Below are 22,415 nucleotides of genomic sequence, written 5' to 3' on the forward strand. Positions count from 1 at the left end.
GTTTGCCGCTTTTCAAAAGGGGGTGTTGCATGCCGGATTTCCCCGGTGGAGCGGAAAAATCTCGAACCGCGAAGGTCGCGCTCCGCAATCAGCTGCTCGCAGCCCGTAGATCACTCCCCCCGGAAACCCGCGTTTCCGCCGCGGCCGCGGTCCAAGCCGTCCTCACCGATCTGGTACGCGTACAGCAGCCCACGATCATCGGCGGCTACGTCCCGGTGGGCTCCGAACCCGGCGGACCCGATCTGCCTTCCGTACTGGCCGGCCACCTGTTGCTACCCGTCCTGCTCCCCGACAACGACCTCGACTGGGTGCGCTACGACGGGCCGGAGTCCCTGCGACCCGGCCCCCGTGGCCTGCTGGAACCCGTCGGACCCCGCCTCGGCGCCGACGCGATCGCCCAGGCAGCACTGCTGGTGGTGCCCGCCCTGGCCGTCGACCGGTCCGGCCTGCGGATGGGCCGGGGCGGCGGCTCCTACGACCGGGCTCTGGCCCGCGCACGCAGGGCGTTCAAGGTTGCCCTCCTGCACGACGGCGAGCTCCTGGCCTCGGTCCCGGGCGAGCCGCACGACCGCCGCGTCCACGCCGTCGTCACACCGTCCGAGGGTCTCAGCGACACCACCGACTGGACGAAATAAACTCCGATGACGGAGCATTGGCACTCCTAGACGGCGAGTGCCAAGCCATGAGCAATGCGGAGGACGACCAGTGCCCACGTACCAGTACGCCTGCACCGAGTGTGGCGAGCAGCTCGAAGCGGTGCAGTCCTTCTCCGACCCGGCACTGACCGAATGCCCGAACTGCAGCGGCAAGCTCCGCAAGGTCTTCAACTCGGTCGGCATCGTCTTCAAGGGCTCGGGCTTCTACCGCAACGACTCCCGCTCCGGCAACGTGGGCGCCGAGAAGGCGGAGAAGCCGGCCGCGGCCGCCTCTTCCTCGTCCTCCGACAGCAAGTCGTCGGACTCGTCGTCGTCGACCACCCCGGCGTCGACGACACCCGCGTCCTCGTCGTCTTCTTCCTCGTCGACGTCGTCGGCTTCTTCGTCGACGTCGTCTTCTTCTTCGTCTTAGCAGACCCGGCGCTTGCCGCCGAGTTGTCCACATCCCGGGGTTGTCCACAGGACGACCACCGGGATGTGCCGCATCCGCCTACCGTCCTGCCCCTGACAACCAGGCGGGACGGGGGCGGAAAATGCGCGGCGAACCACGCCTGGACCCGGTCCGCTGGCGCCGCCCCGGCCGGGCAACCCTCCTGAAGCTCTCGGTCGTCGCCGCCCTCCTGGCAACGGCCGCCATCGTGCTGTGGTCACGCCCAGAGACCTGCACACCCTCGACAGCCCTCGCCGGGCCTGCGGAGGCCCCCATTTGCCCAGTCGCAGACGGCAGGCCGCCGCCGAAGGGTGCCGGACAGCCCCGCTCGTCGGTGCCGGGGCAGCCTTCAGCTCCGGGTCGGCCTGCCGTGCCGCCAGGGAGGGTCGGCGTGCCGGTCCGGCTGGCGGAGCCGTCGGCTCTCGGGCTCATCCGCCCGGGCGACCACGTCGATCTTTTCCGGGTGGACGAGGACGCCGAAGCGATAGCCACCGCCGCCCTGGTGCTCGACGTGACCGGCGCGGACGACCCGTCGCTGGGCGGGCTCCTCCTGGCGCTGACACCCGCAGAAGCGCAGCGCACAGTGACGGGCGCCGGCCGCGGTTACGCGGTCCTCATCCGCCCGGACGGTTGACGCCGGTCAGCCCCAGTGCGGGGGACGGTCCTCCAGGAGGCGGTCGTCGTTCGAGTCGTCGGCGCTCGAACCCCAGCCCCGTTCGGTGTCGTCGCGGGTCTGTTCCGGCAGCAACGGCGCTTCTTCGGGCTCGAAGTCCACGGTGCGCTCGGCGTCGGCATCACGTTCAGGCTCGTCCAGGATGTCCACGGTATTGAGGGTAGGCCGCGTCGCGGTGCGCTGTCCGCACCGGATAGATGTAGCGTCGATGAACGTGAGCGCCCCGACCGGATCCGATGACGACGCGTACTGGCAGCGCCCCGGTTCCGAGCCGGAGCCCTTCGGGGCCGGCCGCCCGGTGCCCCAGCCCGCACCCACACCCCGCTACGAGGGGCCGCCGCGCACTCCGCCGCCCTCGCCGTACTGGCGACCGCCGCTGGTGCAGAAGCCTCCGCCGCCGCGGTCCATGCCCGGCCAGGACATGGACTCCCTGGACGAGACCGAGGGTTCGGCGCGCACGGTGACGTACGGCGTCGGCCTGGTCGCGGGCGCGATCGCGCTGATCCTGATGTGCCTGCTCTGCGCCCGCGCGATCTTCTGACCCGTCCCGGCCACCACCCCACATGGCGGCCGGGACGGCGGACCGTCAGGAACTCGTTCCCCAGACTGCCTGGGCTCCCGAGTCCCCCGTCCTGAAGACGTAATAGCCGGAAACCGCGGCGAGCGCCACCATGATCACTGCAAGTCCCAGCTCCGCTGCGCGCGGTAGCGGTCGACTGGACTTACGGAGCGTCAGGAACACCATGACGAGAGTCACAACGCCGAGTCCGAGCGAGAAGTAGAACGTCAACGTCCCGAAGCCCATGTGGTCATCGATGGCCTCGAGCGGCGGGCCGCTCATGCCGTTGCCGATCAGGCGCTCGCGCAGTTTGCCGCCGGAGGCCATGGACACCCCGGCCGTCACGGGTGCCGCGATCGCGAGCAGGACCGCAGCCCAGCCGATCTTCGATCGCCACCGGGGCAGGACCGCGTAGACGATGGCCAGCAGCGCCAGCAGCGGCACGAAGACCACCGCCGCGTGGATCACAAGAGCGTGTACGGGCATGCCGTTGATCTGGTCGAACACGGTCACCTCCTTGGAACGATTCGGGACCCAGGGACGTCAGCCTAGAGTTATCTGACGCCGCAAACATCCCCCCGTTTCCGCCTACGCGCAGTCGACCATTCCGGTTCACCGGCCACACGCATGTTCTCGAAAACGTGCCCTCCCGACCGTTCCCGCGCCTGGGACGAGGTTGAGCCCGCCGGTGTCGCGTGCTGTCATGGTGTGATGCCGACCGGTGAGCAGTTGCTGCGCGCGAACGGTCTGCGCGTGACGCGGCCCCGCATGGCGGTGCTCGACGTGCTGACCCAGGGCGGTCATCTCGAGGTCGAGGAGATCACCCGCCAGGTCCGGGAACGCCTCGACTCGGTGTCGACCCAGGCGGTCTACGACGTGCTCGGCGCACTGTCCCGCGCCGGCCTGGCCCGGCGCATCGAACCGGCCGGCAGCCCGGCCCGTTTCGAGTCCCGGGTCGGCGACAACCATCACCACATCGTCTGCCGCAGCTGCGGCACGATCGAGGACGTCGACTGCGCCGTCGCCGAGCGCCCCTGCCTGGATCCGGGCACCGGCCACGGCTTCGAGGTCGATGAGGCCGAAGTCACCTTCTGGGGCCTGTGCCCGTCGTGCCAGCGCCGAAGAGGCGCGGATCGCGCTGCCTGAACCTGTTCAACTTCCCTCCCGGCGTGGCACGCTGGAGGCATGGACATGGGACTCTTCGGCCCCGATTCGGTCACGTGGAAGGTGCACAAGGAGCCCATCTTGCTGCTGGGCGGCCTGCGTTCCCTCTACCTCCAGGCCCTGCACCCGCGCGCGGTCGCCGGGATCGCCCAGAACTCGGGTTTCCGCTCCGACCCGTGGGGCCGCCTGAACCGCACCTCCGAATACGTCGGCACGGTCATCTACGGCACCACCGACGAGGTCGAGCTGGCTGCCAGCCGCATCCGGCGCCTGCATTCACGCATGACAGCCACCGACCCGCGTACGGGCGAAAAGTTCCGCATCGACGAGCCCGACCTCCTGCGCTGGGTCCACGTGGCCGAGGTGGAGTCGTTCCTGTCGACCGCCCGCCGCGCCGGCCTGAAACTCACCGACGAGGAAGTCGACGGCTACTACACCGAGCAGCTGCGCGCCGCAGAGCTGGTCGGCCTGGACCCGTCAACCGTCCCAGGCACGGCCGCCGAGGTCGCGGCCTACTACGACCGCATGCAGCCGGAACTCGGCATCACCCGCGACGCCGCCGAAACAGCCTTCTTCCTGACCGTCCCCCCGGTGCCGAGCAACTGGGGCAGCCGCGCCCTCCGCCTGGGCCTGACCCTCGGCCCGACCCGCTGGGCCTACTTCGGCGTGGCCGGCACCGCCGTGGCCCTGCTCCCAGCCTGGGCCCGCAAGATGTACGGCGGTCTCGGCTGGCCCACCACGGACCTCTCCGCCGACCTCTCACTCCGCGGCCTCCGCCTCTTCCTGAGCGCCCTACTCGCCGCCATGCCCGAGCGATACCGCGAAGCCCCCATGCGCCGAGCCGCCCTCGACCGCGCCGGCCTCACCTAACCCCAGCCCGGCCCGCCTCCACCACCGCACTCAACCCAGGCCAGCTCGGCCAGACAAAGCAACTGCGCCCAACACGCTGTCCCGCCCCACCCCGCAGGTAACGCACCACGACGCAGCAGTTCACAGCCCTGCGCACGCGGGACCCTTCGGCAAGCCCAACAGGCCCAACTCCAAGGAAGTCGGCCCTACGCCAAGCCCCCAGAGCCCAACTTCAAGGAAGTCGGACTCTCGGCCGCTCAAGAACCCCAACCTCGGGGAAGTCGGCCCTACAGCAGACCTATTAGGCTCAACTTCAAGGAAGTCGGCCCTACACCAAGCCCGCAGTGCCCAACTTCAAAGGAAGTCGCGCCCACGGCAGCCCCACAACCCCAACTCCGGGGAGGTCGGCCCTACGGCAGACCTGGTAGGCCCAACTTCAACCAAGTCGGCCCTACACCAAGCCCGCAGTGCCCAACTTCAAAGGAAGTCGCGCCCACGGCAGCCCCACAACCCCAACTCCGAGGAAGTCGGCCCTACGGCGAGCCGGCATAGCCCAACTTCAAGGAAGCCGGGCCTAAAGCAACCTCGGAAGGCCCAACTTCAACGAAGTCGGGCCTACCACGAACCGCCAAAGCCCAACTTCAAGGAGCCTTTTTCATCGTGGGTGATCAGCTGCCTCGATGCTGTGCAGAACCTGGATGGCCTGCAAAATCGCGGTGGTCCGGCCAGGGCTGCAGCGGACCTGGACCAGGACTTTCCACTGCTTGAGAGTGGCGTTGGCGCGTTCACCGTTGGCGCGGATCGCAGCGTGGTCGCGGTTGAATTGCTTGTTCCAGGCGGTGAAAACTCTGCGGCCTTTGTGTTTCTTGTACGGAGTGATCAACGGGCTTTGGGTGCCTTGGTAGGCCCGGTCGGCGAAGGTGATCACACCGGCGTGGGTCAGGGCGTCGATCAGGCCGTGGGTGCGTGCCGCGGTCAGGTCGTGTGCCCTGCCGGGTAGTGCGGGTGAGGCCCAGATGAGCCGGCCGGCGGGGTCGGCGACGACTTGGATGTTCATGCCGTGCCGTCGGTGTTTACCGGAGTAGTAAGCCTTGCCGTCGGCGACCCGGTCGATCGGGATCAGCGTGCCGTCAAGGATCACAAAACAGAGCCGCCGGATCCGGGTCATCGCGGTGGTCAGATCCGGTGCTGCGCAGGCGAGTAGGTCGATGGCTTCGCGGACGTATCGCCAGGCCGTGGTCGTGCTGATGGAAAAGCCGGTGGCCAGGCGGTGGTAGGTGTCGCCGTTGCGCAGGTGGGCCAGGGCGAGCAGGGCTTGCCGGGCCGGGTTCAGCCGCCGCCACCGTGACCGTAGTTGCCGGCGGTGGTGACGGATGAGGGTGGCCAGGTGGTTCAGGGACTGGCTGGACAGAGAGATCGTCGCGGGGTAAGACAGCACGGTGAGGCTCCCGGTTGGGGCATCGGATCTTGGTCGACTGCTGTCTTACCGGGAGCCTCACCTTCATCGATACCCGACCCACACCCGCCATCGTGACCAGCACCAACACGATGAAAAAGGCTCAAGGAAGTCGGGCTTACGGCAAGCCCGGAAAGCCCACCTTCGAAGAAGTCGGGCCCACCACAGCCCCACAAACCCCAACTCCGGGGAAGTCAGCCCTGCAGCAAGCCCACAAGGCCCACTTCAAGGAAACTGGGCCAACGGCGAACCCACGCAGCCCAGCTTCAAAGAAGTCAGGTCCACGGGAGCCCACGAACCCAACTTCAAGGAAGCCGGGCCTAAAGCAACCTCGGAAGGCCCAACTTCAAGGAAGTCGGGCTCTCTGCAAGCCCGTGGAGTCCAACTTCAAGGAAGTCGGGCACTCCCGCAAGCCCGTAAAGCCCAACTTCAAGGAAGTCGGGCACTCCGCAAGCCCGTAAAGCCCAACTTCAAGGAAGTCGGGCCTTAGGTAGCCCCGGCCAGGCCAGCCCTGGGCCCGGCCGCAGAAGCCCAGCGCCCGGGCACGACCGGTCCTTCCAGCACGCGACCCAGCTCAGACAGAAGCGCAGCCTGGGTCAGGCCGGCGGGCGTTCCAGGTGTTCGACCGAAGCCCAAGGCTCCTTGGCCGCGACCTCCTGCCCCGCCGGACAGCTACGGCGGAAGTCACACCAGCTACACAGCGTCCCCGGATTAGTGGGGAACTCAGCGTCCGGATCAGCCCCCGCCGCCACCGCCTTCTCCGCCGCCATGATGTCGCGAGCTGTGTCTTCCGCCCGCGCCACCTGCCGAGCCAACGACTCCTCAGTGTGCTCGTGCGAGGCAACGGTGCCCGTAGGCAAATGGTGCAGCTCGACCCGGCGGCACGGCCGCCGGAAGACTCGCTCGGCGGCGTACGCGTAGAGCGCCAAAGCCTGGGACCCCCGCGCGTCGTCAGCGTCGAGCCCGGAGCGGCCGGTCTTGTAGTCGACGATCACAGCCTCCGGGCCATCGTCGCCGACGCGGGAGTCGATGCGGTCGGCGCGGCCGTTGAATGCGAGCACCGCGGTCTTGGTCGCCACCACCCGCTCGACGCCCAGCGGCTCGTCCTCAGGATCGAGGCCGGTCACGTAGGTGTCGAGCCACCCCAGCGCCTTGCGGTAGGCGATGCGTTCCTGGTCGACGTCGCGGTAACCCTCGCGGACCCACGTCGACTTGAGCAGCATGGGCATGGACTCCGGCACGCGGCGGTCGGGGGTTACGGCGTACCAGTTCTTGAGGGCCGTGTGGACGCTCGCGCCGAGGGAGTTGTGGGCCCAGGGTGGGCCTTTTTGCGGTGACGGCCGGTCGATGTAGGTGTAGCGGTAGCGGCGCGGGCAGTCGGCGTAGGAGCCGAGTTTGCTCGGCGTGCAGACGAAGAGGCGCTCGGGCATGCCGGCAAAGCCCAACTGCTCGGGCACCGCGGCCGATCGGGGGGAGGTCCTGGGCACGAAGTAATCCTGCCAGCACCCTCCGACAAGAATCAGGCCGCGGCGGTGTACAACTCCACAAAAGCGGCAACGGCGTCGGCGATCAGCTGGACCGCGATGGCGGCGAGGAGGAGGCCGGCGATGCGGGTCAGCACCTCGATGCCGCCCGGGCGGAGGAGCTTGACGATGCCGCCGGAGAAGCGCAGCACCAGCCAGACCGTGGCCATCACTGCGATGATGCCGAGGCCGATGACTGTGTAGTCGTTGAGACCGTCGGCACGCTGCACGAAGAGCATGGTTGCCACGATCGCGCCGGGGCCGGCCAGCAGAGGCGTACCGAGGGGCACCAGGGCGACGTTGCTGGTGCCGGCCTGCTCGGACGGTTCGTCGGTCTTGCCCGTGAGCAGCTGCAACGCCACGAGGACCAGCAGCAGACCACCGGCGCCTTGCAACGCGGGCAGCTGGACGTGGAGGTAGTCGAGCAGTGTCTGGCCGGCCACCGCGAAGATCACGATGACGCCGAGGGCCAGCAGCACCGCCTGGGTGCCCGCACGGATGCGCTCCTTGACGGGCAACGTCCCGGTCAGGGCCAGGAAGACGGGCACCATGCCCGGTGGGTCCACGATCACCAGGAGGGTCACGAAGACCTCGCCGAACAGCTTCAGATTCACGGGATCAACCTAGGCCGCGGCCCTCGGGGACGCCCGGGACTGCGTCGATCGTCACCCCAGGACGGGCACTCCGGTGGCGGCGGTCACGATCTGCGCGTACGCGTCGGGGGCGGTGGTGAAGGCACCCAGCCGGACCGTCTTGTGCGTACCGTGGAAGTCGGAAGATCCGGTGGCGACCAGGCCGAGGTCGTCGGCGAGCGCGCGCACGTGGGCCCGCTGCTCCGGGGTGTGATCTTCGTGGTCGGCCTCGAGCCCGAAGAGGCCCGCGGCGGCCAGCTCGACGATCAGTTTGTCGGGGACGATGCGGCCCCGCACGGTCGCGTTCGGGTGGGCGAACACCGCAACCCCACCGGCTGCCCGCACCGATCGCACGGCCTCAAAAACATCAAGATCCGCCTTCGGTACGAAGTAACGGGCGCCCAGCCACCGCGAAGCGAACGCCTCGTTGGTGGTGCGCACCAGCCCGGCTCGGATCAGCGCCTGGGCGATGTGCGGCCGGCCGACCGAGCCACCTGCGGCGTAACCGTGGACCTCGGGCCACGAGATGTCGACGCCGTCCGCCCGCAGCAGCTCGACGATCTTCTCGGCACGGTGCTCGCGGTCGGTCCGCAGCCGCACCAGATCGGCGGCGAGCTGCGGCTCCTCGGGGTCGAAGAGGTACGCGAGCAGGTGCAACGGGATCGCCGGCTCCACGCCGAACCAGCGGCAGGACAGCTCGGCGCCTCGCACCAGAGTCAGGCCGGAGGGTCGCGCTGCCGCGGCCGCCGCCCAGCCGCCGGTGGTGTCGTGGTCGGTGATGGCCATCACGTCGAGACCGGCTTCGGAGCCCGCACGGACCAGCTCGGCCGGGGTCAGTGTGCCGTCACTGGCGGTCGAATGGCAGTGCAGGTCGATTCTGGTCACTCGAAAACGCTACCGGGTGCAGGCCCGCGGCAGGAATGTGGACGTCAGGCATCGTCGCCCGCGTCACCGTCCTTGCCCAGCCGGGCCTCGACGGCCTGCGGTTCGTACATCTCCTCGACGACCCGGAGATAGAGCTCGTTCGGGTTCGGCAGGTGCTTGACCTCGCGCAGGGCCTGGTCCTGACCGGCCGACTCCAGCACGAACGTGCCGTAGCTCAGCATGCGGCCGAGCGCGGACTGTTCGTATTTCATGTCGGTGACCCGGAGCAGCGGCATCATGGCCACCTTGCGGGTGATGATGCCGTTGACCACCATGACGCGCTTGTTGGTCAGGATGAAGCGGTCGAAATACCAGTCGCCGACCTTCCACGCGACCCAGCCCATGACGCCGAGCCAGATCAGCACCGCCGCGGTGACCAGGCCGTCGATGTTCTGCCGGGTCAGGAAGCCCGCCAGATAGCCGAGCGCCAGCGTCGCCCCGATGCCGATCAGCAGCGGCGTCGAGAGGTGGATCCAGTGCCTCTTCCACTCGCCGCGATATCGCTCGGTCGGGAAGAGGTAGCGCGAGACCAGAGTGGTCGGTTCGTCCTCGAGCGGCAGCACACGCCGGGGTCCACCCGCGACGCCCGCACCCTCGCCGCCGAGGCCTTCGAGCTCCTCCGGCGTGAAGACAGGATCGTCGTACTCACCGGGGTCGCGGTAGTCCTCGTCGCGGGGATCAGTGCCGTAGCCGGCGTAACCGGCGTCGGGCGAATATCCGGCATCGGCCGAGTAACCGGCGTCGGCGGAGTAGCCGGGGCCTGACGAGGCCACACCCCGGGCATACTCGGGACGGTCGTCACGAAACGCCGGATCGTTGTATCCGAAAGTCTCGTCGTCGTCCTGAGGGCGGCGCGCACCCTCATCTTCAGGTTGACGCGGCTCACCAGGACCCATCAGGTGATGTTAAGCGACGAGGTTGGTGAAGAACGTTCCGAAACCGCGGGCAATGTCCCCGATGGTGCTTCCCAGTGACTCGAACACGGCCGCAGCCGAGTTCGGGTTGAACGCAATGAAGAAGATCAAGAATGCAATGCCAAGCCAGGTGAGAACCTTCTTGATCATGGCGGGCCTTCTCCTCCGTTGCGGGTGACGGTCATCGCCGCGGCAACACTCACGGTATCAGTTTCGTGGCTCAGTGTGAACAATGTGGCTGAAAAGCCGATACCGCACCTGCGAGTTCAGACCTTTGTGTTCAGGCCCGGCCGTGCAGGTACGGAGACGGCGCTCCGTACACGAGCTCGGGCGGCACCCCGTCGGACAGGTCGTGCAGGACGACATGCTCGGCGAGGAAGTAACCCGCGCTCGCGGGCCACGCTACCGCATAGAGCCACATTCCTTTGGCTTCACTCACATAGGCGCTTCGATCCTCCGGGGACTTGACGCACCACAGTGGAGTGGGATGCCCGCCGGCTCTGATCTTGGCGTGCGGACCCGAGTGTCCACCCGGGTCACAGTCACCCAGCGCGTCGGCCAGCAGGTGGCCCGGATCGATGCCCGGGATGCCCGCAAAACGCGTGCCCAGCCCGACGCCGGGCTGCTCCGCGATCAGAACAAGATCGGCCGGGCCACCGCCGAGCGGCTCCGGCCCGCTGCACGACAGGGCCGTTGCGCGTACGCCGCTGCGATCGTCACCCGCCCAGCCGACACCGGTGACCATCCAGCCCGGCGGCAGCGGCCAGGGGCACCAGAGCGGCAGGTGGTCGACGGTCGGCGCGGGCTGACTCAGCGCGCTCTCGATGATCTCGGGGCCGATGTGCTCCGCCACGTGGAACGGAGAGACGTCGCCACAGCTGTCGCAGCGCCAATCACTGTGCATCAGGTCCGGCGGCCGGACCTGCGCAGCACAACGGGGGCAACTCACTGTGACACCCACCCCCTAAAGGTGCGGGTCGGCGGGGCCCTCGTCAAGCGAATCGGCAGAACCCGGGCGCATCGTGCGGTTCGCCCGTCCGATCATCCGGGCGGCGGCTCGCCGTGAGCGCGTACCCAGGAGTGCATGGCGATGCCGCTCGCCACGCCGGCGTTGATCGAGCGCGTGGACCCGTACTGGGCGATCGAGAAGAGTGCGCTGCAGGCAGCGCGGGCGGCCTCGGAGAGACCGGGCCCCTCCTGGCCGAAGATCAGGACGCATTCGCGGGGCAGGGTGACCGACTCCATGGGCCGCGAGCCGGGCAGGTTGTCGATTCCGATGACCGGCAGGCCGGCCTCGGCCGCCCAGGTCGTGAAGTCCTCGATCGTCGGGTGGTGACGCACGTGCTGGTAGCGGTCGGTGACCATCGCGCCGCGCCGGTTCCACCGCCGGAGCCCGACGATGTGGACCTCGGCCGCGAGGAACGCGTTGGCGTTGCGGACCACCGTGCCGATGTTGAAGTCGTGCTGCCAGTTCTCGATCGCGACGTGGAAGCGGTGCCGGCGCAGATCAAGATCGGCGACCACCGCCTCGCGCCGCCAGTAGCGGTAGCGGTCGACCACATTGCGTCGATCGCCCTGCGCCAGCAACTCGGGGTCGTAATGTTCATCCTCGGGCCACTCACCCGGCCAGGGACCGACACCGATCCCATCCGTGGCTACGGGTTCGTCCGTCGTCTCTACGGCACCGGGAATTTCGTCGACCATGGTCGAGGAGGCTAACCAGGGGCCCGCGGGCCGCACCTGGGGGGAGACGCAATGAGCGGCGGGGCCCTCCCCGGCACCCGCCGCCCACGCTCTGTTGGAGAAGAGTTTGCCTTACCCTGCGTATCGATGTGAAGGGGTTTCAAGAGTGACCCAAATCACATTTAACTTTGTTACCTATTACCTTCGGTGGTGACCTTGTCGTTATCGAGCTGCAGTAGGCGTCGGCCAGAGCGCCCACCGATGCTGCTCTCGCCCCAAATTGGACGTCACACGGGGCTTAACAATTGAGAGCACTCTCCCTACTTTGCGTTACGATGAGTCGCCCATGGTCAACGTCCCGGGCCGCAAATGGTGCCGCAGGCCACGTGTCGGCCGGCCCGAGGGCGGGAATCAAGTACCTGGACGATGGGTTGACACCGCTCGTAGGCCTCTTTCCCGTGGCCTTTTTCCCGTGGACGGAGAGATCATGGCGACAGTTGCGCTGACCACAGAGAACTTCGACGAGGTGACCGGCAAGGACGGCATCGTCCTGGTCGACTTCTGGGCCAGCTGGTGCGGGCCCTGTGTCCGCTTCGCGCCGACATACGAGCGTTCCTCGGAGAAGCACACCGAGATCACGTTCGGCAAGGTCGACACCGAGGCCCAGCAGGACCTGGCGGCCAAGTTCAAGATCACCTCGATCCCGACGATCATGGCTGTGCGCGATGGCGTCATCGTCTTCTCGCAGCCCGGCGCCCTCCCCGAGTCGGCGCTCGAGTCCCTGATCGACCAGGTCGAGAAGCTGGACATGGAAGACGTGCGCAAGCAGCTCGCCGCGCACAACCACTGATTTTCAGTTCCGAAGGAGCACCGCGGACCGGCTTCCGGTCCGCGGTGCTCCTTTTTGGTACGTCTTCCGGGTACGGGTGGACAGGTTGATCGAACGTGTGTTCGAATCTTCGCCATGCGATGGTCAAACCTGTCGGCCTCCCCCGACGACGAGTCGCTCCTGAACGCAGCGCCGGCGGCCCCACCCCTGCCGCTGGCGCTGCCCGGAGCGACCGTCCGCACGTTCGACACACCGGGCTTCGCCGGCATGACCTTCTACGAGGTCCGCGCCAAGTCCCTGATCAATCGCGTTCCCGGGGCGTCCCGCGTTCCCTTCGGCTGGACGATCAATCCCTACCGGGGCTGCTCACACGCCTGCTCCTACTGCCTGAGCGGCGACACCCCGATCCTGCTCGCCGACGGCTCGACGCGTCCCCTGTCCCAGCTCCGGCCCGGCGACGCGGTCCTCGGCACGATGGGCGCCGGCCCCCACCGGCGTTACGTCCCGACCACAGTGCTGGATCACTGGACGACGTCGAAACGCGCCTTCCGCGTCACCCTGGCCGACGGCACCCGCCTGGTGTCCAGTGGCGACCACCGCTTCCTCACCGACCGCGGCTGGCGCCACGTCAGCCCCGCCGAGCCCGGCCTGCCCGCCCTCGCCGTCGGCGACCGCATGTCCGGCGTGGGCCGTTTCGCCGACCCGCCCAAGGAGTCCCCCGACTACCGCACGGGCTACCTGTGCGGGCTGGTCCGCGGCGACGCCGGCGCCCCCGCCGGCTCCCGCGAGGGCGACGCCTGGGTCCGCGCGGACACCTACCTCGAAGACATCCCCATGCACGTGGCCCTCCGCTGGCCGGAGCTCCCCACCGGCAGCTGGTTCAGAGGCTTCCTCGCCGGCGCGTTCGGTGCCACCGGCTACGCCGACCGCCTCGCGGTCGTCTTCACCAGCCGCGACCTCGGCTACCTCGACCGCATCACCGACGCCCTCACCCACCTGGGCCTCCCCAGCCGCCGCCCACCGAACGCCCAGCTCGGCGGCGTCTACTCGGTCGAGATCGCCCGCGACCTGTGGGCGGCCCTGCGCTTCCGCCACCTCACCGGCGTCACCGAAGCACCCCTCGACGCCTCGGGGGTCGGCGTCCGCAGCGAGTCCCAGCTCACGGTGGCCGACATCGAAGACCTCGGCCTGACCCTCCCCCTCTTCGACATCACCACCGGTACGGGCGACTTCATCGCCGACGGCGTGGTCAGCCACAACTGCTTCGCCCGCAACACCCACACGTACCTGGACCTCGACGCCGGCCACGACTTCGACTCCAAGGTGGTCGTCAAGGTCAACGCCGGCGAACTGATCCGCAAAGAACTCGCCGCACCCCGCTGGCAGGGCGAATCAATCGCCATGGGCACCAACGTGGACGTCTACCAACGCGCGGAAGGCCGCTACCGCCTGATGCCCCAGATCCTCACGGCGCTCCGCGACTTCGCCAACCCGTTCTCGATCCTCACCAAGGGCACGCTGATCCTGCGCGACCTGCCCCTCCTCCGCCAGGCAGCCACAGTCACGGACGTCGGCCTCTCCATGTCGATCGGCTTCGTCGACGAACACATGTGGCGCGCGGTCGAATCCGGCACCCCCAGCCCGCGCCGCCGCCTCGACGCGGTCAGCAAGCTCACCGACGCCGGCTTCCGGGTGAGTGTCCTGATGGCCCCGATCCTCCCGGGCCTCACCGACACCGACGAATCCATCGAGGAAACGGTCTCCGCCATCGCAGCCTCAGGCGCGGCCAGCGTGACCCCCCTGGCCCTCCACCTCCGCCCCGGCGCCCGCGAGTGGTACGCCTCCTGGCTGACCCGCGAACACCCCGAACTGGCCTCCCGCTACCGCGACCTGTACGGCAACGGCTCCTACCTCCCCAAGACCTACCAACACGAAATCACCGCCCGCGTCCGCATGGCCGCGCGTCGGCACGGCCTGCACCGCGCGGGGGCGGGCGAGGCCCGGATGTCCGGCCCCAACGCAGCCCCCGCCACGGCCTACGCCGACGCAGACCCGACCGACAACGCGCCGCTCGCCCCACGCCACCCAGAGCCCCAGCAACTGACCCTCTTGTAACCCGCAGGGCTGGACGGCCCGAGCCCCGCCAGGGGTTCAGGGCTCGCCGACCACCAGCTGATGGGCCAAGCGGAGCTGAAGCCTGCGCCTCACACGCGTTCTCATGATCGACATCTGGACCGCCAGCGCGGGCCAGACGCCGAACGGTCAGATGGAGGTGACGGCCAGGTCGGACCCGGCTTACAGCAGCGCGCTGACCGTCCGCAGGCGGCCCTGACCACCAGGAGCACCCCCGCTGTCCGGACCCCAGAGCTCCGGGACACCGGGACCACACGGATAGCCCGAAGACCCGGATACCGGGACCTCCGGCATCACCTTGCAGCGCAGAACCGGTCGGCATCGACCGTGCGGAAGGTACTGGCGGACCTGACGTCCGGGCGGAGGGCTTCGGCCGGCAGAACGGCTGTTGGACGGGGAGGCGCGAACGTTCGGAAGCTCAGGCGTCGGTGACCGGATCCGCTGACGCACGGGCTGATACCCGGGTGGTCAGCGGCCGACCTAACAACCAAGACGGCGCCGAACCACCGGCGGAAACCGGCTATCGGCGTGCCGCTGATCATGGTCATCGTGTTAGCGGCGGCCGCTGGCCTCCCGCGATGGGTGCGGGAATGCCAGCCGTATGAACCCGGCCCGGGTCGTTGCCGAGGGGTGAGACGGAACGCCGTTTCGGGTTGACCGGCCGGGTCGGCAGGGTGTCAGCCACGCCAGCGGAGTGCCGGACTGGACAGGGGTGCTGGCCGGCGTCAAGGCGTCGACCTGGGAGGCAGGCGTCGCCCGCGCCGGCGCGGTGGCGGTCCGGCACCGCGAATGGTGTCCCGGGCGCGGGTGACCGGTGTCCCGGCGGCGAGCGGCCGGCGGCCGGGCTGCCCTGTGTCCAGTGGCCGGATGTCTGGTGACCCGTGGTCGGGGTGGTGGGTGGCCGCTGGCCGGGTGCCCGTGGCGGGTGGCCGGTGGCCGTGGCCGGGATGGCGGGTGGCCGCTGGCTGGGTGCCCGTGGCCGGTGGCCGGGTGGCCGGTGGCCGTGCCGCGGTGCCGGGTGCCCGTGGCCATTGGCCGGGCTGGTCGGGTGCTCAGCCACAGAGTTCGGTGACCGCAAAGCGTCGTGACGAGGAGGGGAAGCAACGTGCCCGCGTGCACCGTTTGGGTCGGGGCTGGAACATGCATCCAGGTCGAGGAAGGATGGGCCGTCGGTTGTCCACAGGCCTGGAACTTCATCGCCGCCACCCCCACCCCCGTCGATAGAGTCAACGGCATGAGGAGTGCAGAGCAGATCCTGGCGGAGGCCGATGTCATTGCTGTGGTGGGGGCTTCACGGGATCCCTCCAAGCCGTCGCACACCGTGCCGCTGCAGATGCTCCGGCACGGGTGGAAGATCATTCCGGTGAACCCGTTTGTCGACGAGGTTTTCGGGGTGAAGACCGTTCCGACCCTGGCTGACCTGGCCGAGGCTGTCGACCTTGTCGATATTTTCCGGCCCTCGGCCGATGCCGTGGAGATCGTCCGGCAGGCGGTGGCGATCAAGGCTCCTGCTGTCTGGCTGCAGAGCGGCATCGTTTCCGCGGAGGCGCGGCGGATCGCGACCGAGGCCGGGATCGACTACGTCGAGGATCGCTGTCTGGCCGTCGAGCGGGCCGTTGCGAGGCTCACCAAGCTCACCTGAGCCCGGTTCCGAGGGCGGCCAGGACCGCACCGGAGGCACTCGAACGGGCCGTGACATGCGGCGGGACGGTCGGACACGCAGCAGCGGGTGCCCCGGAATGGGCGGCGGCTAGTACCGTGCCGGGGTGAACGAGGAGGACCTTTAATGACTTACCCGCCGCCCGGTGGCACGCCGGACCCATATCAGCCCCAGCAGCCCTACGGGCAGCAGCCGGGCTACGACCCTTCGCAGCCGTATTCGCAGGACCCCTATGCGGCTCCGGCCAGCGGCGCGCCGTCGAGCGGGCAGCCTTACGGCCAGCCTCCGCCCTACGGTGCCCCGTCGAGCGGGCAGCCCTACGGGCAGCCTGGTTACGGGCAGCAGCCCGGTTACGGCCAGCCGTATGCGCAGCAGCCGTTCAACCAGGCGCCGCCGACCAACACGATGGCGATTCTGAGCCTGGTGTTCGCCTTTGTGTTCGCGCCCGCCGCGATCGTCATGGGGCACATCGCCAAGAAGCAGATGCGTCAGACGGGTGAGTCCGGTGAGGGGCTGGCCACGGCCGGTCTGTGGCTGGGCTACATCTTCACCAGCATCTACGTGCTGATCTGCGCGTTCTACATCATCGTCGCGATCTTCGCGATCGGTTCGAGCAGCGGCACGACCTACTGATGCCGGTCAGGCCCGGTGGACCACGGTCCGCCGGGCCTGCGCAAGCTGCGGATCAGCGGAATTCCGCCTCGCGGACGCTGTTGCCGCCGTCGACGACCAGCATCTGGCCCGTGATGTAGGACGCGGCCGGCGAGCAGAGGAACGCGATCGCCGCGGCGACCTCGTCCGGGGTGCCGGGGCGGCCGATCGGGGTGCCGAGACCCTGCTTGATCTCCGTGACCGTCGACGCCGCCGTGTAGATCGTTCCGGGGGCGACGCAGTTGACGTTGATGCCGTCGGCGACCAGTTCCATCGCCAGTGCGCGGGTCAGACCGACCACGCCCGACTTCGCAGCCGCGTAGGCCGCCTCGGTGGGGAGTGCGTTGATCGGGCCGGCCGTTGCCGCGAGGTTCACGATGCGGCCCCAGCCCTGCTCCGACATGCCGCCGACAAACGCGCGGCTGCACAGGAACGCCGTGCTCAGGTTCCGGTCGATCTCCGCGCGCCACTCGTCGTAGGTTAGCTGTGCAACCGGCCGGAGCACCTCGGGGCTCGTACGGCTGGCTAGACCGGCGTTGTTGACCAGAACCTCCACGTCACCGAGCTGGTCGGCGATCGCGTCAGCGAGGGCACCGACCTCGGCCTCGTCGGTGAGGTCGGCGACAAAACCGGTCACGCCGAGCTCCGACGCGCGTTCGTGGATGCGGCGGGTCGTGGAGACGATCGCCACGCGGGCGCCCAGGTCACGGAGGCGGCGAGCCGTCGCGTACCCGATGCCGTCCGGGCTGCCCGCGCCCGTCACCAGGGCGACCTTTCCGTCCAGGCGGAGCGTCACGGGGCCCTCCTCGGCTTCGACCTCGGTCGCGGGTTCGTCCTGGGTGAGATCGACGGGATCCGGCTCCTGGTCCTGCTCGGGCTCGGAACTGGGCGCGGCAGACCTGGGGCGGCGGCCGGCGGCGGGGCGGGTGGCATCCCGCCTCGACCGGCTGCCGCTGGCGGAACGGGCGTCGAAGACCATGCGGCGATCCTGCCCGCTCCCGCCTGCCGGGGCAAACATCGAACACCCGTGGCGCACCGCGGACAGGCGACGGCCGTGACAGCGGCAAGTATTCTGGCGGGCGGACACGACGCGCCGGAGGAGGAAGTCATGACCTATCCGCCGACGCCCGGGCCGGACGGCACCTACCCGCCGCCACCGGACCCGCCGGTGCAGGCCTACCAGCCGCCGGAGCCCTACCAGCCACCGCACAACCAGAGCTACCCGCCGCCGCAGGCCTACGAGCCTCCGCAGCCCTACCAGCCACCCAGCTACGGACAAAGCGGCGGCTACGGACAGAGCGGCTACGGACAGAGCGGCGGCTACGGCACCACCCCGAGCTACGGCGCCACCCCCGACTACGGCAAGCAGCCGGGCTACGAGCTCCAGCAGCAGGGCTACGGGAGCCTGCCCGGCAGCCCTTACTCGTACCCGAACGGTGGTTATCCGCCCACCCGCCCGACGGAAGGTATGGCCATCGCCTCGCTGGTGGTGGCTTGTGCGAGCGTCGCCGGGCTCTGCTTCTGGGGTGTCGGCGGTCTCCTCGGCATCGTCGGCGCGGTGTTCGGGCATGTCGCCCGGCGCCGGATCCGCACCACGGGCAACAACGGCAGTGGTCTGGCCCTGGCGGGCATCATCATCGGCTGGGCTGTGACCGGCGTGGCGGTGCTCGGTGCGATTTTCCTCTTCGCCGCCGTCATATCCGACTCCGGACGGACGACCTACTAGCCACCCGGCTGGGGCGCCGTCGGCACGCCGGGGACCGCCAGCGGCACCACCGGGCCCTGTTCGACGAAGACCAGCGGGGCCGTACGCCCGTAGCGCCGGGACATCTCCGAGCGGGCCAGGTCGACGTCGCCGGTGCCGATCTCCACGCCGACGCCGTCGTGGCGGGCCGCGATGCTCGAGATGCGGACGCCGTGGGCCTGCCAGGCCGGGATGTCGGCGACGAGGCGGTCGTTCCATTCCATCAGCTCGGCCAGGCTGTGCCCGGCGTCGCGGACCACGATGCAGGTGTCTTCGGCGCTGTTCCGGATGAAGTCGTCGAAGGGGGCCGACGGCACGCGGTAGACGATCGCGCGCACCCGTTCCTGGTCGACTTCCAGGCCGGCGTAGCTCGTCGGGAAGTCGGCCCGGCCGCCGGCGTCGATCCGGGCCATGGCTGCTTCCAGCGCCGGCGGGGTCGCGGGGAGGATGCGGCCGCCCATCGTCACCGTCTCGGGCGTACGCGAGAACTCGCAGCCCGCGGTCGTCCAGCCGCCGGTGAGGCCGGTTTCGGGGGTCTCGGGCTCGCCGCAGGCGCTCGTCACGAGCACCGCCCCGAGCAGCAGCAGACAGAGCCGGTATCGATCGCTGCGCATCTCATCCCACCTCTCTACCGCGGGCGGCGGCAGTTCGCCAAGGTTCAACGAGGCGGGGCGGGATCGGCCACATCGGCCGGCGCGGCCGGGGAGCCCAGGGCGGCACGGCGGCGGGCACCGCCGAGCACCACCACTGCCACGCCGACGACCAGCAGGCCCAGGCCCGGGAGGGCGGCGACCCGGGGTGTCTGTCCGAGCCAGGCCCAGGCCAGCAGCGCCGCGCCGGGGACCTCCAGCAGGATCAGCACGCTCACCGTCGTCGCGGACGTGCGGTGCAGCGCGTAGTTGAACATCGAGTGCCCGAGCAGCTGCGCCCCGACCACCAGCGCCAGGATCGCGGCCCAGGTCCGGTTGTCGTACCCGTGCAGCTGCACCCGCCCGACCACACACACGACCAGCAGCAACGCGCCGCACGTGCCGTAGCAGACCCACGTGTACGTCGTGGTGCTGAGACTGGCGCGCGCCCGTTCGCCGTACGCGGTGTAGATCGAGGCGGCGATCGCGCCGATCAGGGCGAGGACGTCGGCGAGGACGGCCTGTCCCGAGACGCCGATGTCGATGCCGGTCGCCCAGGCCGCACCGGCGACGGCGAGGCCGATGCCGACCCAGCCGGCGGTCGACGGCCGTTTGCCCTGCGCCGCGGCGATCAGGCCCTGCCAGACCGGCTGCGTCGCCACCAGCGCGGTGGCGGTCGCCACGGACCCCAGCTGCACGCTCGGCATCCAGGTGGCGAAGTGCAGCGCGAGGGCGACCCCGGCGAGCACCGCGAAGACGCCACTACGGCTGCGGAGGGTCGCCAGCTCGAACCGGCGCGGCCCGACCGTGATCGGCGTCAGGGCCGCGAAGGCCAGCCCGTTGCGCCAGAACGCCACGGCCAGGGCCGGAGCGGCCGCGAACGCGATCAGTGGCGCCGACGAGGACACCGCCAGGACCGCCACGGTCAGTGCGGCTCCCGTGAGCAATGCGGGTGTTGAACGCATATTCATCCCCCGCCGTCGCTTCTTGCATATCGACACATCACAGTTTGTTGACCTCAGTTGTACGGAAAGTGAGCCACTCGCTACGCTCGCCGCCGATGCATTTTCGTCAATCCCTCTGGAGAGTGGTTTTCCATGGCCGCGTACCAAGCGGTGGTGTTCGACTTTTTCGGCACTCTGACCCGTTCCGTTCGGAGGGGGCCTCAGCACGCCGAGATCGCCCGGGCACTCGGCTGTGATCCCGACGCGGTGCTCAGCGTTCTGGACCGCACCTTTCAGGTCCGGGCACGAGGTCATTTCGGCTCGGCCGAAGCCACCCTACGATGGGTCACCGAGCAGGCCGGTGGCAGCCCGCGAACAGCACAACTGCAGGCCGCGGTGCCTGCCCGCGTGAATGCCCTGAAAGCCGACACCCGGCTGCGCCCCGACGCGGAAAGCGTTCTCGAGGCCATCAAGCGACGCGGCCTCCGCACCGCGCTGATCAGTGATTGCACTCACGAACTGCCCGCTTTCCTGCCGAGCATGCCGATCGCCCCGCTGCTCGACGTGAACGTCTTCTCGGTCGAGGTCGGCCGGTGCAAACCCGACCCGCTGATCTACCTCGAGGCGTGCTGGCGCCTGCGCGTCGCCCCCGAGGACTGCCTCTACGTCGGTGACGGCGGCAGCCACGAGCTCACCGGGGCGGCGGCGGTCGGCATGACACCCGTACGCCTGGCTGCGCCGGACCTCGGCGACCACCTGGTCTTCGACGCGGACGAGGATTTTGCCGGGCTCACCGTGCCGTCGCTGACGGCGGTCCTGGACCTGCTGGATCGCGTCCCGGCACTGACCTGAGCGCATGCGAGGATGGCCCGGTGACGACCGAGCTGGTGGCTGAGGCGATCAAGAAGGCCGGCATCGCCTGGATCGGCGCGGCCGGGGGCGGTCCGGCGCGGGGCCTCTGGGTCATGCCGCTCGACGGCGCGCTGATCGTGGTCTGCGGGCTCGGCGAGCAGGCGGCGCCGGGCCTGGCCGAGGCCACGCGGGCCGAGGTGCGCCTGCGCGGCGACAACGGCGGTCTCATCCTCATCGTCGAGGCGCAGGTCGAGCGGCTGACACCGGGCAGCGAGGCGTGGGCGGAGATCGCCCCGCAGCTCGCCGGCAAGCGGCTCAACGCCTCGGGAACGGCCGAGCAGGTGGTCGCCCGGTGGGCCGAGACCGGCTGCGCGGTCCTGCGCCTGACCCCGACGGAGGACCTGGTCGCCGCGCCGGGCCTGCCGTCCGACTCGGCCGCGGCACCTCCGCGCGAGACCCCGGCGCGCATCCGGGTCCGGAGTCCGTTCAAGCTGCACCGGGCCCGCAAAAGAAATCTCTAGACCCAGGATGTCCCAGCTCAGCGGGGGTACGGGCCGTCGCTCCCGCGGACACCGGTCGCTGCGCGTCCCTGCCGGGCCCGTGCTTCCGACAGATCTTCAGCCGATGAACGGTGGCACCGCGATCTCGCCGCGCGCGATCGCCACGACGTGGCCGGAGACCGTGGCGGTGGTCACCGCGCCGCCCGAGGCTGTCACCGTGCACTCCAGCAGCGACGGCCGGTGCATCTCGACGCCCTGATGGACCGTGTAGGACGACGTCCCGTCGCCGGGCAGCCAGCCGTTTCCGACCAGCCACACACCCAGCCCGAGCGCCGCCGACCCGGTCGCCGGATCCTCCGGCACGGACACACCCGGACAGAACACCCGGACATAGGCGGTACGCGTGTCGGCGTCCCAGGCGAAAACACTGATCCCGGTGACCTTCAACGCCCGGGCCCGCTCGGAATGGGCCCACGCCCGCGCCAGAGCGTCCCGGTGCACCGGCAGGAGAACGAACTCCAGCCCGCACCCCGCCCGCGCGGGCAGGGCCGAGCCGCCGGCGAAGTCCTCGGCGTCGAGCCCGACCAGGTCCAGCAGCTCGTCGGCGGGCAGACCCGCACTCAGCGTCGGTGTGCCCCCGGTGAGCGTCGCGGAGGCCGGCGTCACCGAGATCGGCAGCAGACCCGCACCGCACTCCTGCACGATCTCGCCGGCCTCGGCCAGACCACGCCGTACCGACGTCACCGCCGCACCGATGCTCGGATGCCCCGCGAACGGCAGCTCGGTCTCGGGAGTGAAGATCCGGGCGCGGTAGGTCGCCCCGGCCGTGGACGGCAGGACGAAGATGGTCTCCGACAGGTTGAACTCGCGGGCCAGCAGTTGCATCTGATCCCCGGCGAGCCCCTCACCACCGAAAACGACCGCCAGCGGGTTTCCCGCGTACGGGCGGTCGGTGAACACATCCACGATCTCGTACGCCACGGTAGACATGGGTCGACGCTAACTTAGGC

Annotated in this window: 27 protein-coding genes; 13 read left to right on the forward strand and 14 right to left on the reverse strand. The window is 69.3% G+C overall.

Features of this window, described 5'->3' with window-relative positions:
• Window positions 1-29 precede the first annotated feature (29 nt).
• From AFR_RS40110 to AFR_RS48250, 3 genes are all read left to right on the forward strand, one after another.
• Window positions 30-635: a 5-formyltetrahydrofolate cyclo-ligase gene (locus AFR_RS40110; protein WP_023562569.1), complete on the forward strand. Its 606-nt coding sequence runs from the start codon at window positions 30-32 to the stop codon at window positions 633-635.
• Between the two features lie 70 nt (window positions 636-705).
• Window positions 706-1,068, forward strand: a complete 363-nt coding sequence (locus tag AFR_RS40115; protein ID WP_023562570.1) for an FmdB family zinc ribbon protein — start codon at window positions 706-708, stop codon at window positions 1,066-1,068.
• Window positions 1,069-1,477: 409 nt separating this feature from the next.
• Window positions 1,478-1,720, forward strand: a complete 243-nt coding sequence (locus tag AFR_RS48250) for a hypothetical protein (RefSeq protein ID WP_023562571.1) — start codon at window positions 1,478-1,480, stop codon at window positions 1,718-1,720.
• Window positions 1,721-1,726: 6 nt separating this feature from the next.
• On the opposite strand, the gene AFR_RS40125 is transcribed toward AFR_RS48250, so the two are convergent.
• Window positions 1,727-1,909, reverse strand: coding sequence for a hypothetical protein (locus AFR_RS40125; protein ID WP_023562572.1), 183 nt, complete (start codon window positions 1,907-1,909; stop codon window positions 1,727-1,729).
• Window positions 1,910-1,967: 58 nt separating this feature from the next.
• On the opposite strand from AFR_RS40125, the gene AFR_RS40130 reads away from it, so the two are divergent.
• Window positions 1,968-2,300 carry a hypothetical protein gene (locus tag AFR_RS40130; RefSeq protein ID WP_023562573.1) on the forward strand — a complete coding sequence of 111 codons (333 nt, stop codon included), beginning with the start codon at window positions 1,968-1,970 and terminating at the stop codon, window positions 2,298-2,300.
• Between the two features lie 45 nt (window positions 2,301-2,345).
• Here the strand turns inward: AFR_RS40130 and AFR_RS40135 are convergent, their stop codons facing one another.
• Entirely contained in the window at window positions 2,346-2,825 is a 480-nt protein-coding gene (locus tag AFR_RS40135; RefSeq protein ID WP_023562574.1) for a DUF2231 domain-containing protein, read from the reverse strand.
• Between the two features lie 204 nt (window positions 2,826-3,029).
• Here AFR_RS40135 and AFR_RS40140 point away from each other — a divergent pair, with 204 nt between their 5' ends.
• Together AFR_RS40140 and AFR_RS40145 are read left to right on the forward strand one after the other, a co-directional pair.
• On the forward strand, window positions 3,030-3,464 hold the full coding sequence (locus tag AFR_RS40140; protein ID WP_023562575.1) for a Fur family transcriptional regulator: 435 nt from the start codon (window positions 3,030-3,032) through the stop codon (window positions 3,462-3,464).
• 45 nt (window positions 3,465-3,509) lie between these two features.
• Window positions 3,510-4,352, forward strand: a complete 843-nt coding sequence (locus tag AFR_RS40145; RefSeq protein ID WP_023562576.1) for an oxygenase MpaB family protein — start codon at window positions 3,510-3,512, stop codon at window positions 4,350-4,352.
• A gap of 634 nt (window positions 4,353-4,986) precedes the next feature.
• On the opposite strand, the gene AFR_RS40150 is transcribed toward AFR_RS40145, so the two are convergent.
• The 8 genes from AFR_RS40150 to AFR_RS40180 form a co-directional block, all read right to left on the reverse strand.
• Complete coding sequence (locus tag AFR_RS40150; RefSeq protein ID WP_023562577.1) at window positions 4,987-5,769, reverse strand: IS5/IS1182 family transposase; 783 nt, start codon at window positions 5,767-5,769, stop codon at window positions 4,987-4,989.
• A 614-nt stretch (window positions 5,770-6,383) separates the two neighbouring features.
• Window positions 6,384-7,217, reverse strand: coding sequence for a RecB family exonuclease (locus AFR_RS40155; protein WP_084298520.1), 834 nt, complete (start codon window positions 7,215-7,217; stop codon window positions 6,384-6,386).
• 89 nt (window positions 7,218-7,306) lie between these two features.
• Window positions 7,307-7,924, reverse strand: coding sequence for a MarC family protein (locus AFR_RS40160; protein WP_023562579.1), 618 nt, complete (start codon window positions 7,922-7,924; stop codon window positions 7,307-7,309).
• 51 nt (window positions 7,925-7,975) lie between these two features.
• Entirely contained in the window at window positions 7,976-8,827 is an 852-nt protein-coding gene (locus AFR_RS40165) for a PHP domain-containing protein (protein WP_023562580.1), read from the reverse strand.
• Between the two features lie 44 nt (window positions 8,828-8,871).
• Entirely contained in the window at window positions 8,872-9,762 is an 891-nt protein-coding gene (locus tag AFR_RS40170) for a PH domain-containing protein (RefSeq protein ID WP_041841503.1), read from the reverse strand.
• Window positions 9,763-9,771: 9 nt separating this feature from the next.
• Window positions 9,772-9,930: a hypothetical protein gene (locus AFR_RS47205; protein ID WP_023562582.1), complete on the reverse strand. Its 159-nt coding sequence runs from the start codon at window positions 9,928-9,930 to the stop codon at window positions 9,772-9,774.
• A gap of 130 nt (window positions 9,931-10,060) precedes the next feature.
• Window positions 10,061-10,684 (reverse strand): DUF6758 family protein, encoded by a 624-nt coding sequence (locus tag AFR_RS40175; protein ID WP_041841504.1) that lies wholly within the window; start codon window positions 10,682-10,684, stop codon window positions 10,061-10,063.
• Between the two features lie 137 nt (window positions 10,685-10,821).
• Window positions 10,822-11,484: a TrmH family RNA methyltransferase gene (locus tag AFR_RS40180; RefSeq protein ID WP_023562584.1), complete on the reverse strand. Its 663-nt coding sequence runs from the start codon at window positions 11,482-11,484 to the stop codon at window positions 10,822-10,824.
• A 466-nt stretch (window positions 11,485-11,950) separates the two neighbouring features.
• On the opposite strand from AFR_RS40180, the gene trxA reads away from it, so the two are divergent.
• The 4 genes from trxA (at window position 11,951) to AFR_RS48535 (ending at window position 16,718) form a co-directional block, all read left to right on the forward strand.
• Window positions 11,951-12,313: a thioredoxin gene (gene trxA / locus AFR_RS40185; RefSeq protein WP_023562585.1), complete on the forward strand. Its 363-nt coding sequence runs from the start codon at window positions 11,951-11,953 to the stop codon at window positions 12,311-12,313.
• Window positions 12,314-12,427: 114 nt separating this feature from the next.
• Window positions 12,428-14,407 carry an intein-containing Rv2578c family radical SAM protein gene (locus AFR_RS40190; RefSeq protein WP_023562586.1) on the forward strand — a complete coding sequence of 660 codons (1,980 nt, stop codon included), beginning with the start codon at window positions 12,428-12,430 and terminating at the stop codon, window positions 14,405-14,407.
• 1,252 nt (window positions 14,408-15,659) lie between these two features.
• Entirely contained in the window at window positions 15,660-16,067 is a 408-nt protein-coding gene (locus tag AFR_RS40195; RefSeq protein ID WP_041841505.1) for a CoA-binding protein, read from the forward strand.
• Between the two features lie 144 nt (window positions 16,068-16,211).
• Entirely contained in the window at window positions 16,212-16,718 is a 507-nt protein-coding gene (locus AFR_RS48535; RefSeq protein ID WP_023562588.1) for a DUF4190 domain-containing protein, read from the forward strand.
• A gap of 52 nt (window positions 16,719-16,770) precedes the next feature.
• Here the strand turns inward: AFR_RS48535 and AFR_RS40205 are convergent, their stop codons facing one another.
• On the reverse strand, window positions 16,771-17,715 hold the full coding sequence (locus AFR_RS40205) for an SDR family NAD(P)-dependent oxidoreductase (protein ID WP_023562589.1): 945 nt from the start codon (window positions 17,713-17,715) through the stop codon (window positions 16,771-16,773).
• Between the two features lie 129 nt (window positions 17,716-17,844).
• Between AFR_RS40205 and AFR_RS44410 the strand changes: the two genes are divergently transcribed.
• The gene (locus tag AFR_RS44410) at window positions 17,845-18,462 is read left to right on the forward strand and encodes a DUF4190 domain-containing protein (protein WP_023562590.1); all 618 of its coding nucleotides are present in this window, start codon (window positions 17,845-17,847) and stop codon (window positions 18,460-18,462) included.
• On the opposite strand, the gene AFR_RS40215 is transcribed toward AFR_RS44410, so the two are convergent.
• Both AFR_RS40215 and AFR_RS40220 read right to left on the reverse strand, forming a co-directional pair.
• On the reverse strand, window positions 18,459-19,094 hold the full coding sequence (locus tag AFR_RS40215; RefSeq protein WP_023562591.1) for a hypothetical protein: 636 nt from the start codon (window positions 19,092-19,094) through the stop codon (window positions 18,459-18,461). The two genes, AFR_RS44410 and AFR_RS40215, sit on opposite strands and share 4 nt — an antisense overlap.
• Window positions 19,095-19,138: 44 nt before the next feature.
• A complete protein-coding gene (locus tag AFR_RS40220) occupies window positions 19,139-20,080 on the reverse strand; it encodes a DMT family transporter (RefSeq protein WP_041841506.1) in 942 nt (313 codons plus the stop codon).
• Window positions 20,081-20,206: 126 nt separating this feature from the next.
• Here AFR_RS40220 and AFR_RS40225 point away from each other — a divergent pair, with 126 nt between their 5' ends.
• On the forward strand, window positions 20,207-20,905 hold the full coding sequence (locus AFR_RS40225) for an HAD family hydrolase (RefSeq protein ID WP_023562593.1): 699 nt from the start codon (window positions 20,207-20,209) through the stop codon (window positions 20,903-20,905).
• A gap of 20 nt (window positions 20,906-20,925) precedes the next feature.
• Window positions 20,926-21,426 (forward strand): hypothetical protein, encoded by a 501-nt coding sequence (locus AFR_RS40230; protein WP_023562594.1) that lies wholly within the window; start codon window positions 20,926-20,928, stop codon window positions 21,424-21,426.
• 96 nt (window positions 21,427-21,522) lie between these two features.
• On the opposite strand, the gene AFR_RS40235 is transcribed toward AFR_RS40230, so the two are convergent.
• Window positions 21,523-22,395 (reverse strand): PhzF family phenazine biosynthesis protein, encoded by an 873-nt coding sequence (locus AFR_RS40235; RefSeq protein ID WP_041841508.1) that lies wholly within the window; start codon window positions 22,393-22,395, stop codon window positions 21,523-21,525.
• Between the last annotated feature and the right edge of the window lie 20 nt (window positions 22,396-22,415).

It is taken from the genome of Amorphoplanes friuliensis DSM 7358 (assembly GCF_000494755.1).
GTDB lineage: Bacteria > Actinomycetota > Actinomycetes > Mycobacteriales > Micromonosporaceae > Actinoplanes > Actinoplanes friuliensis.

Excerpts from the sequence above, each read along its gene's own strand:
- AFR_RS40195 (WP_041841505.1), top strand. The coding sequence starts at position 15,660 with ATGAGGAGTGCAGAGCAGATCCTGGCGGAGGCCGATGTCATTGCTGTG.
- AFR_RS47205 (WP_023562582.1), bottom strand. The coding sequence starts at position 9,930 with ATGATCAAGAAGGTTCTCACCTGGCTTGGCATTGCATTCTTGATCTTC.
- AFR_RS40225 (WP_023562593.1), top strand. The coding sequence starts at position 20,207 with ATGGCCGCGTACCAAGCGGTGGTGTTCGACTTTTTCGGCACTCTGACC.
- AFR_RS48535 (WP_023562588.1), top strand. The coding sequence starts at position 16,212 with ATGACTTACCCGCCGCCCGGTGGCACGCCGGACCCATATCAGCCCCAG.
- AFR_RS44410 (WP_023562590.1), top strand. The coding sequence starts at position 17,845 with ATGACCTATCCGCCGACGCCCGGGCCGGACGGCACCTACCCGCCGCCA.
- AFR_RS40110 (WP_023562569.1), top strand. The coding sequence starts at position 30 with ATGCCGGATTTCCCCGGTGGAGCGGAAAAATCTCGAACCGCGAAGGTC.
- AFR_RS40140 (WP_023562575.1), top strand. The coding sequence starts at position 3,030 with ATGCCGACCGGTGAGCAGTTGCTGCGCGCGAACGGTCTGCGCGTGACG.
- AFR_RS40190 (WP_023562586.1), top strand. The coding sequence starts at position 12,428 with ATGCGATGGTCAAACCTGTCGGCCTCCCCCGACGACGAGTCGCTCCTG.
- AFR_RS40145 (WP_023562576.1), top strand. The coding sequence starts at position 3,510 with ATGGGACTCTTCGGCCCCGATTCGGTCACGTGGAAGGTGCACAAGGAG.
- AFR_RS40220 (WP_041841506.1), bottom strand. The coding sequence starts at position 20,080 with ATGAATATGCGTTCAACACCCGCATTGCTCACGGGAGCCGCACTGACC.
- AFR_RS40170 (WP_041841503.1), bottom strand. The coding sequence starts at position 9,762 with ATGGGTCCTGGTGAGCCGCGTCAACCTGAAGATGAGGGTGCGCGCCGC.
- AFR_RS40215 (WP_023562591.1), bottom strand. The coding sequence starts at position 19,094 with ATGCGCAGCGATCGATACCGGCTCTGTCTGCTGCTGCTCGGGGCGGTG.
- AFR_RS40175 (WP_041841504.1), bottom strand. The coding sequence starts at position 10,684 with ATGCACAGTGATTGGCGCTGCGACAGCTGTGGCGACGTCTCTCCGTTC.
- AFR_RS40180 (WP_023562584.1), bottom strand. The coding sequence starts at position 11,484 with ATGGTCGACGAAATTCCCGGTGCCGTAGAGACGACGGACGAACCCGTA.
- AFR_RS40130 (WP_023562573.1), top strand. The coding sequence starts at position 1,968 with ATGAACGTGAGCGCCCCGACCGGATCCGATGACGACGCGTACTGGCAG.
- AFR_RS40235 (WP_041841508.1), bottom strand. The coding sequence starts at position 22,395 with ATGTCTACCGTGGCGTACGAGATCGTGGATGTGTTCACCGACCGCCCG.
- AFR_RS40155 (WP_084298520.1), bottom strand. The coding sequence starts at position 7,217 with ATGCCCGAGCGCCTCTTCGTCTGCACGCCGAGCAAACTCGGCTCCTAC.
- trxA (WP_023562585.1), top strand. The coding sequence starts at position 11,951 with ATGGCGACAGTTGCGCTGACCACAGAGAACTTCGACGAGGTGACCGGC.
- AFR_RS40205 (WP_023562589.1), bottom strand. The coding sequence starts at position 17,715 with ATGGTCTTCGACGCCCGTTCCGCCAGCGGCAGCCGGTCGAGGCGGGAT.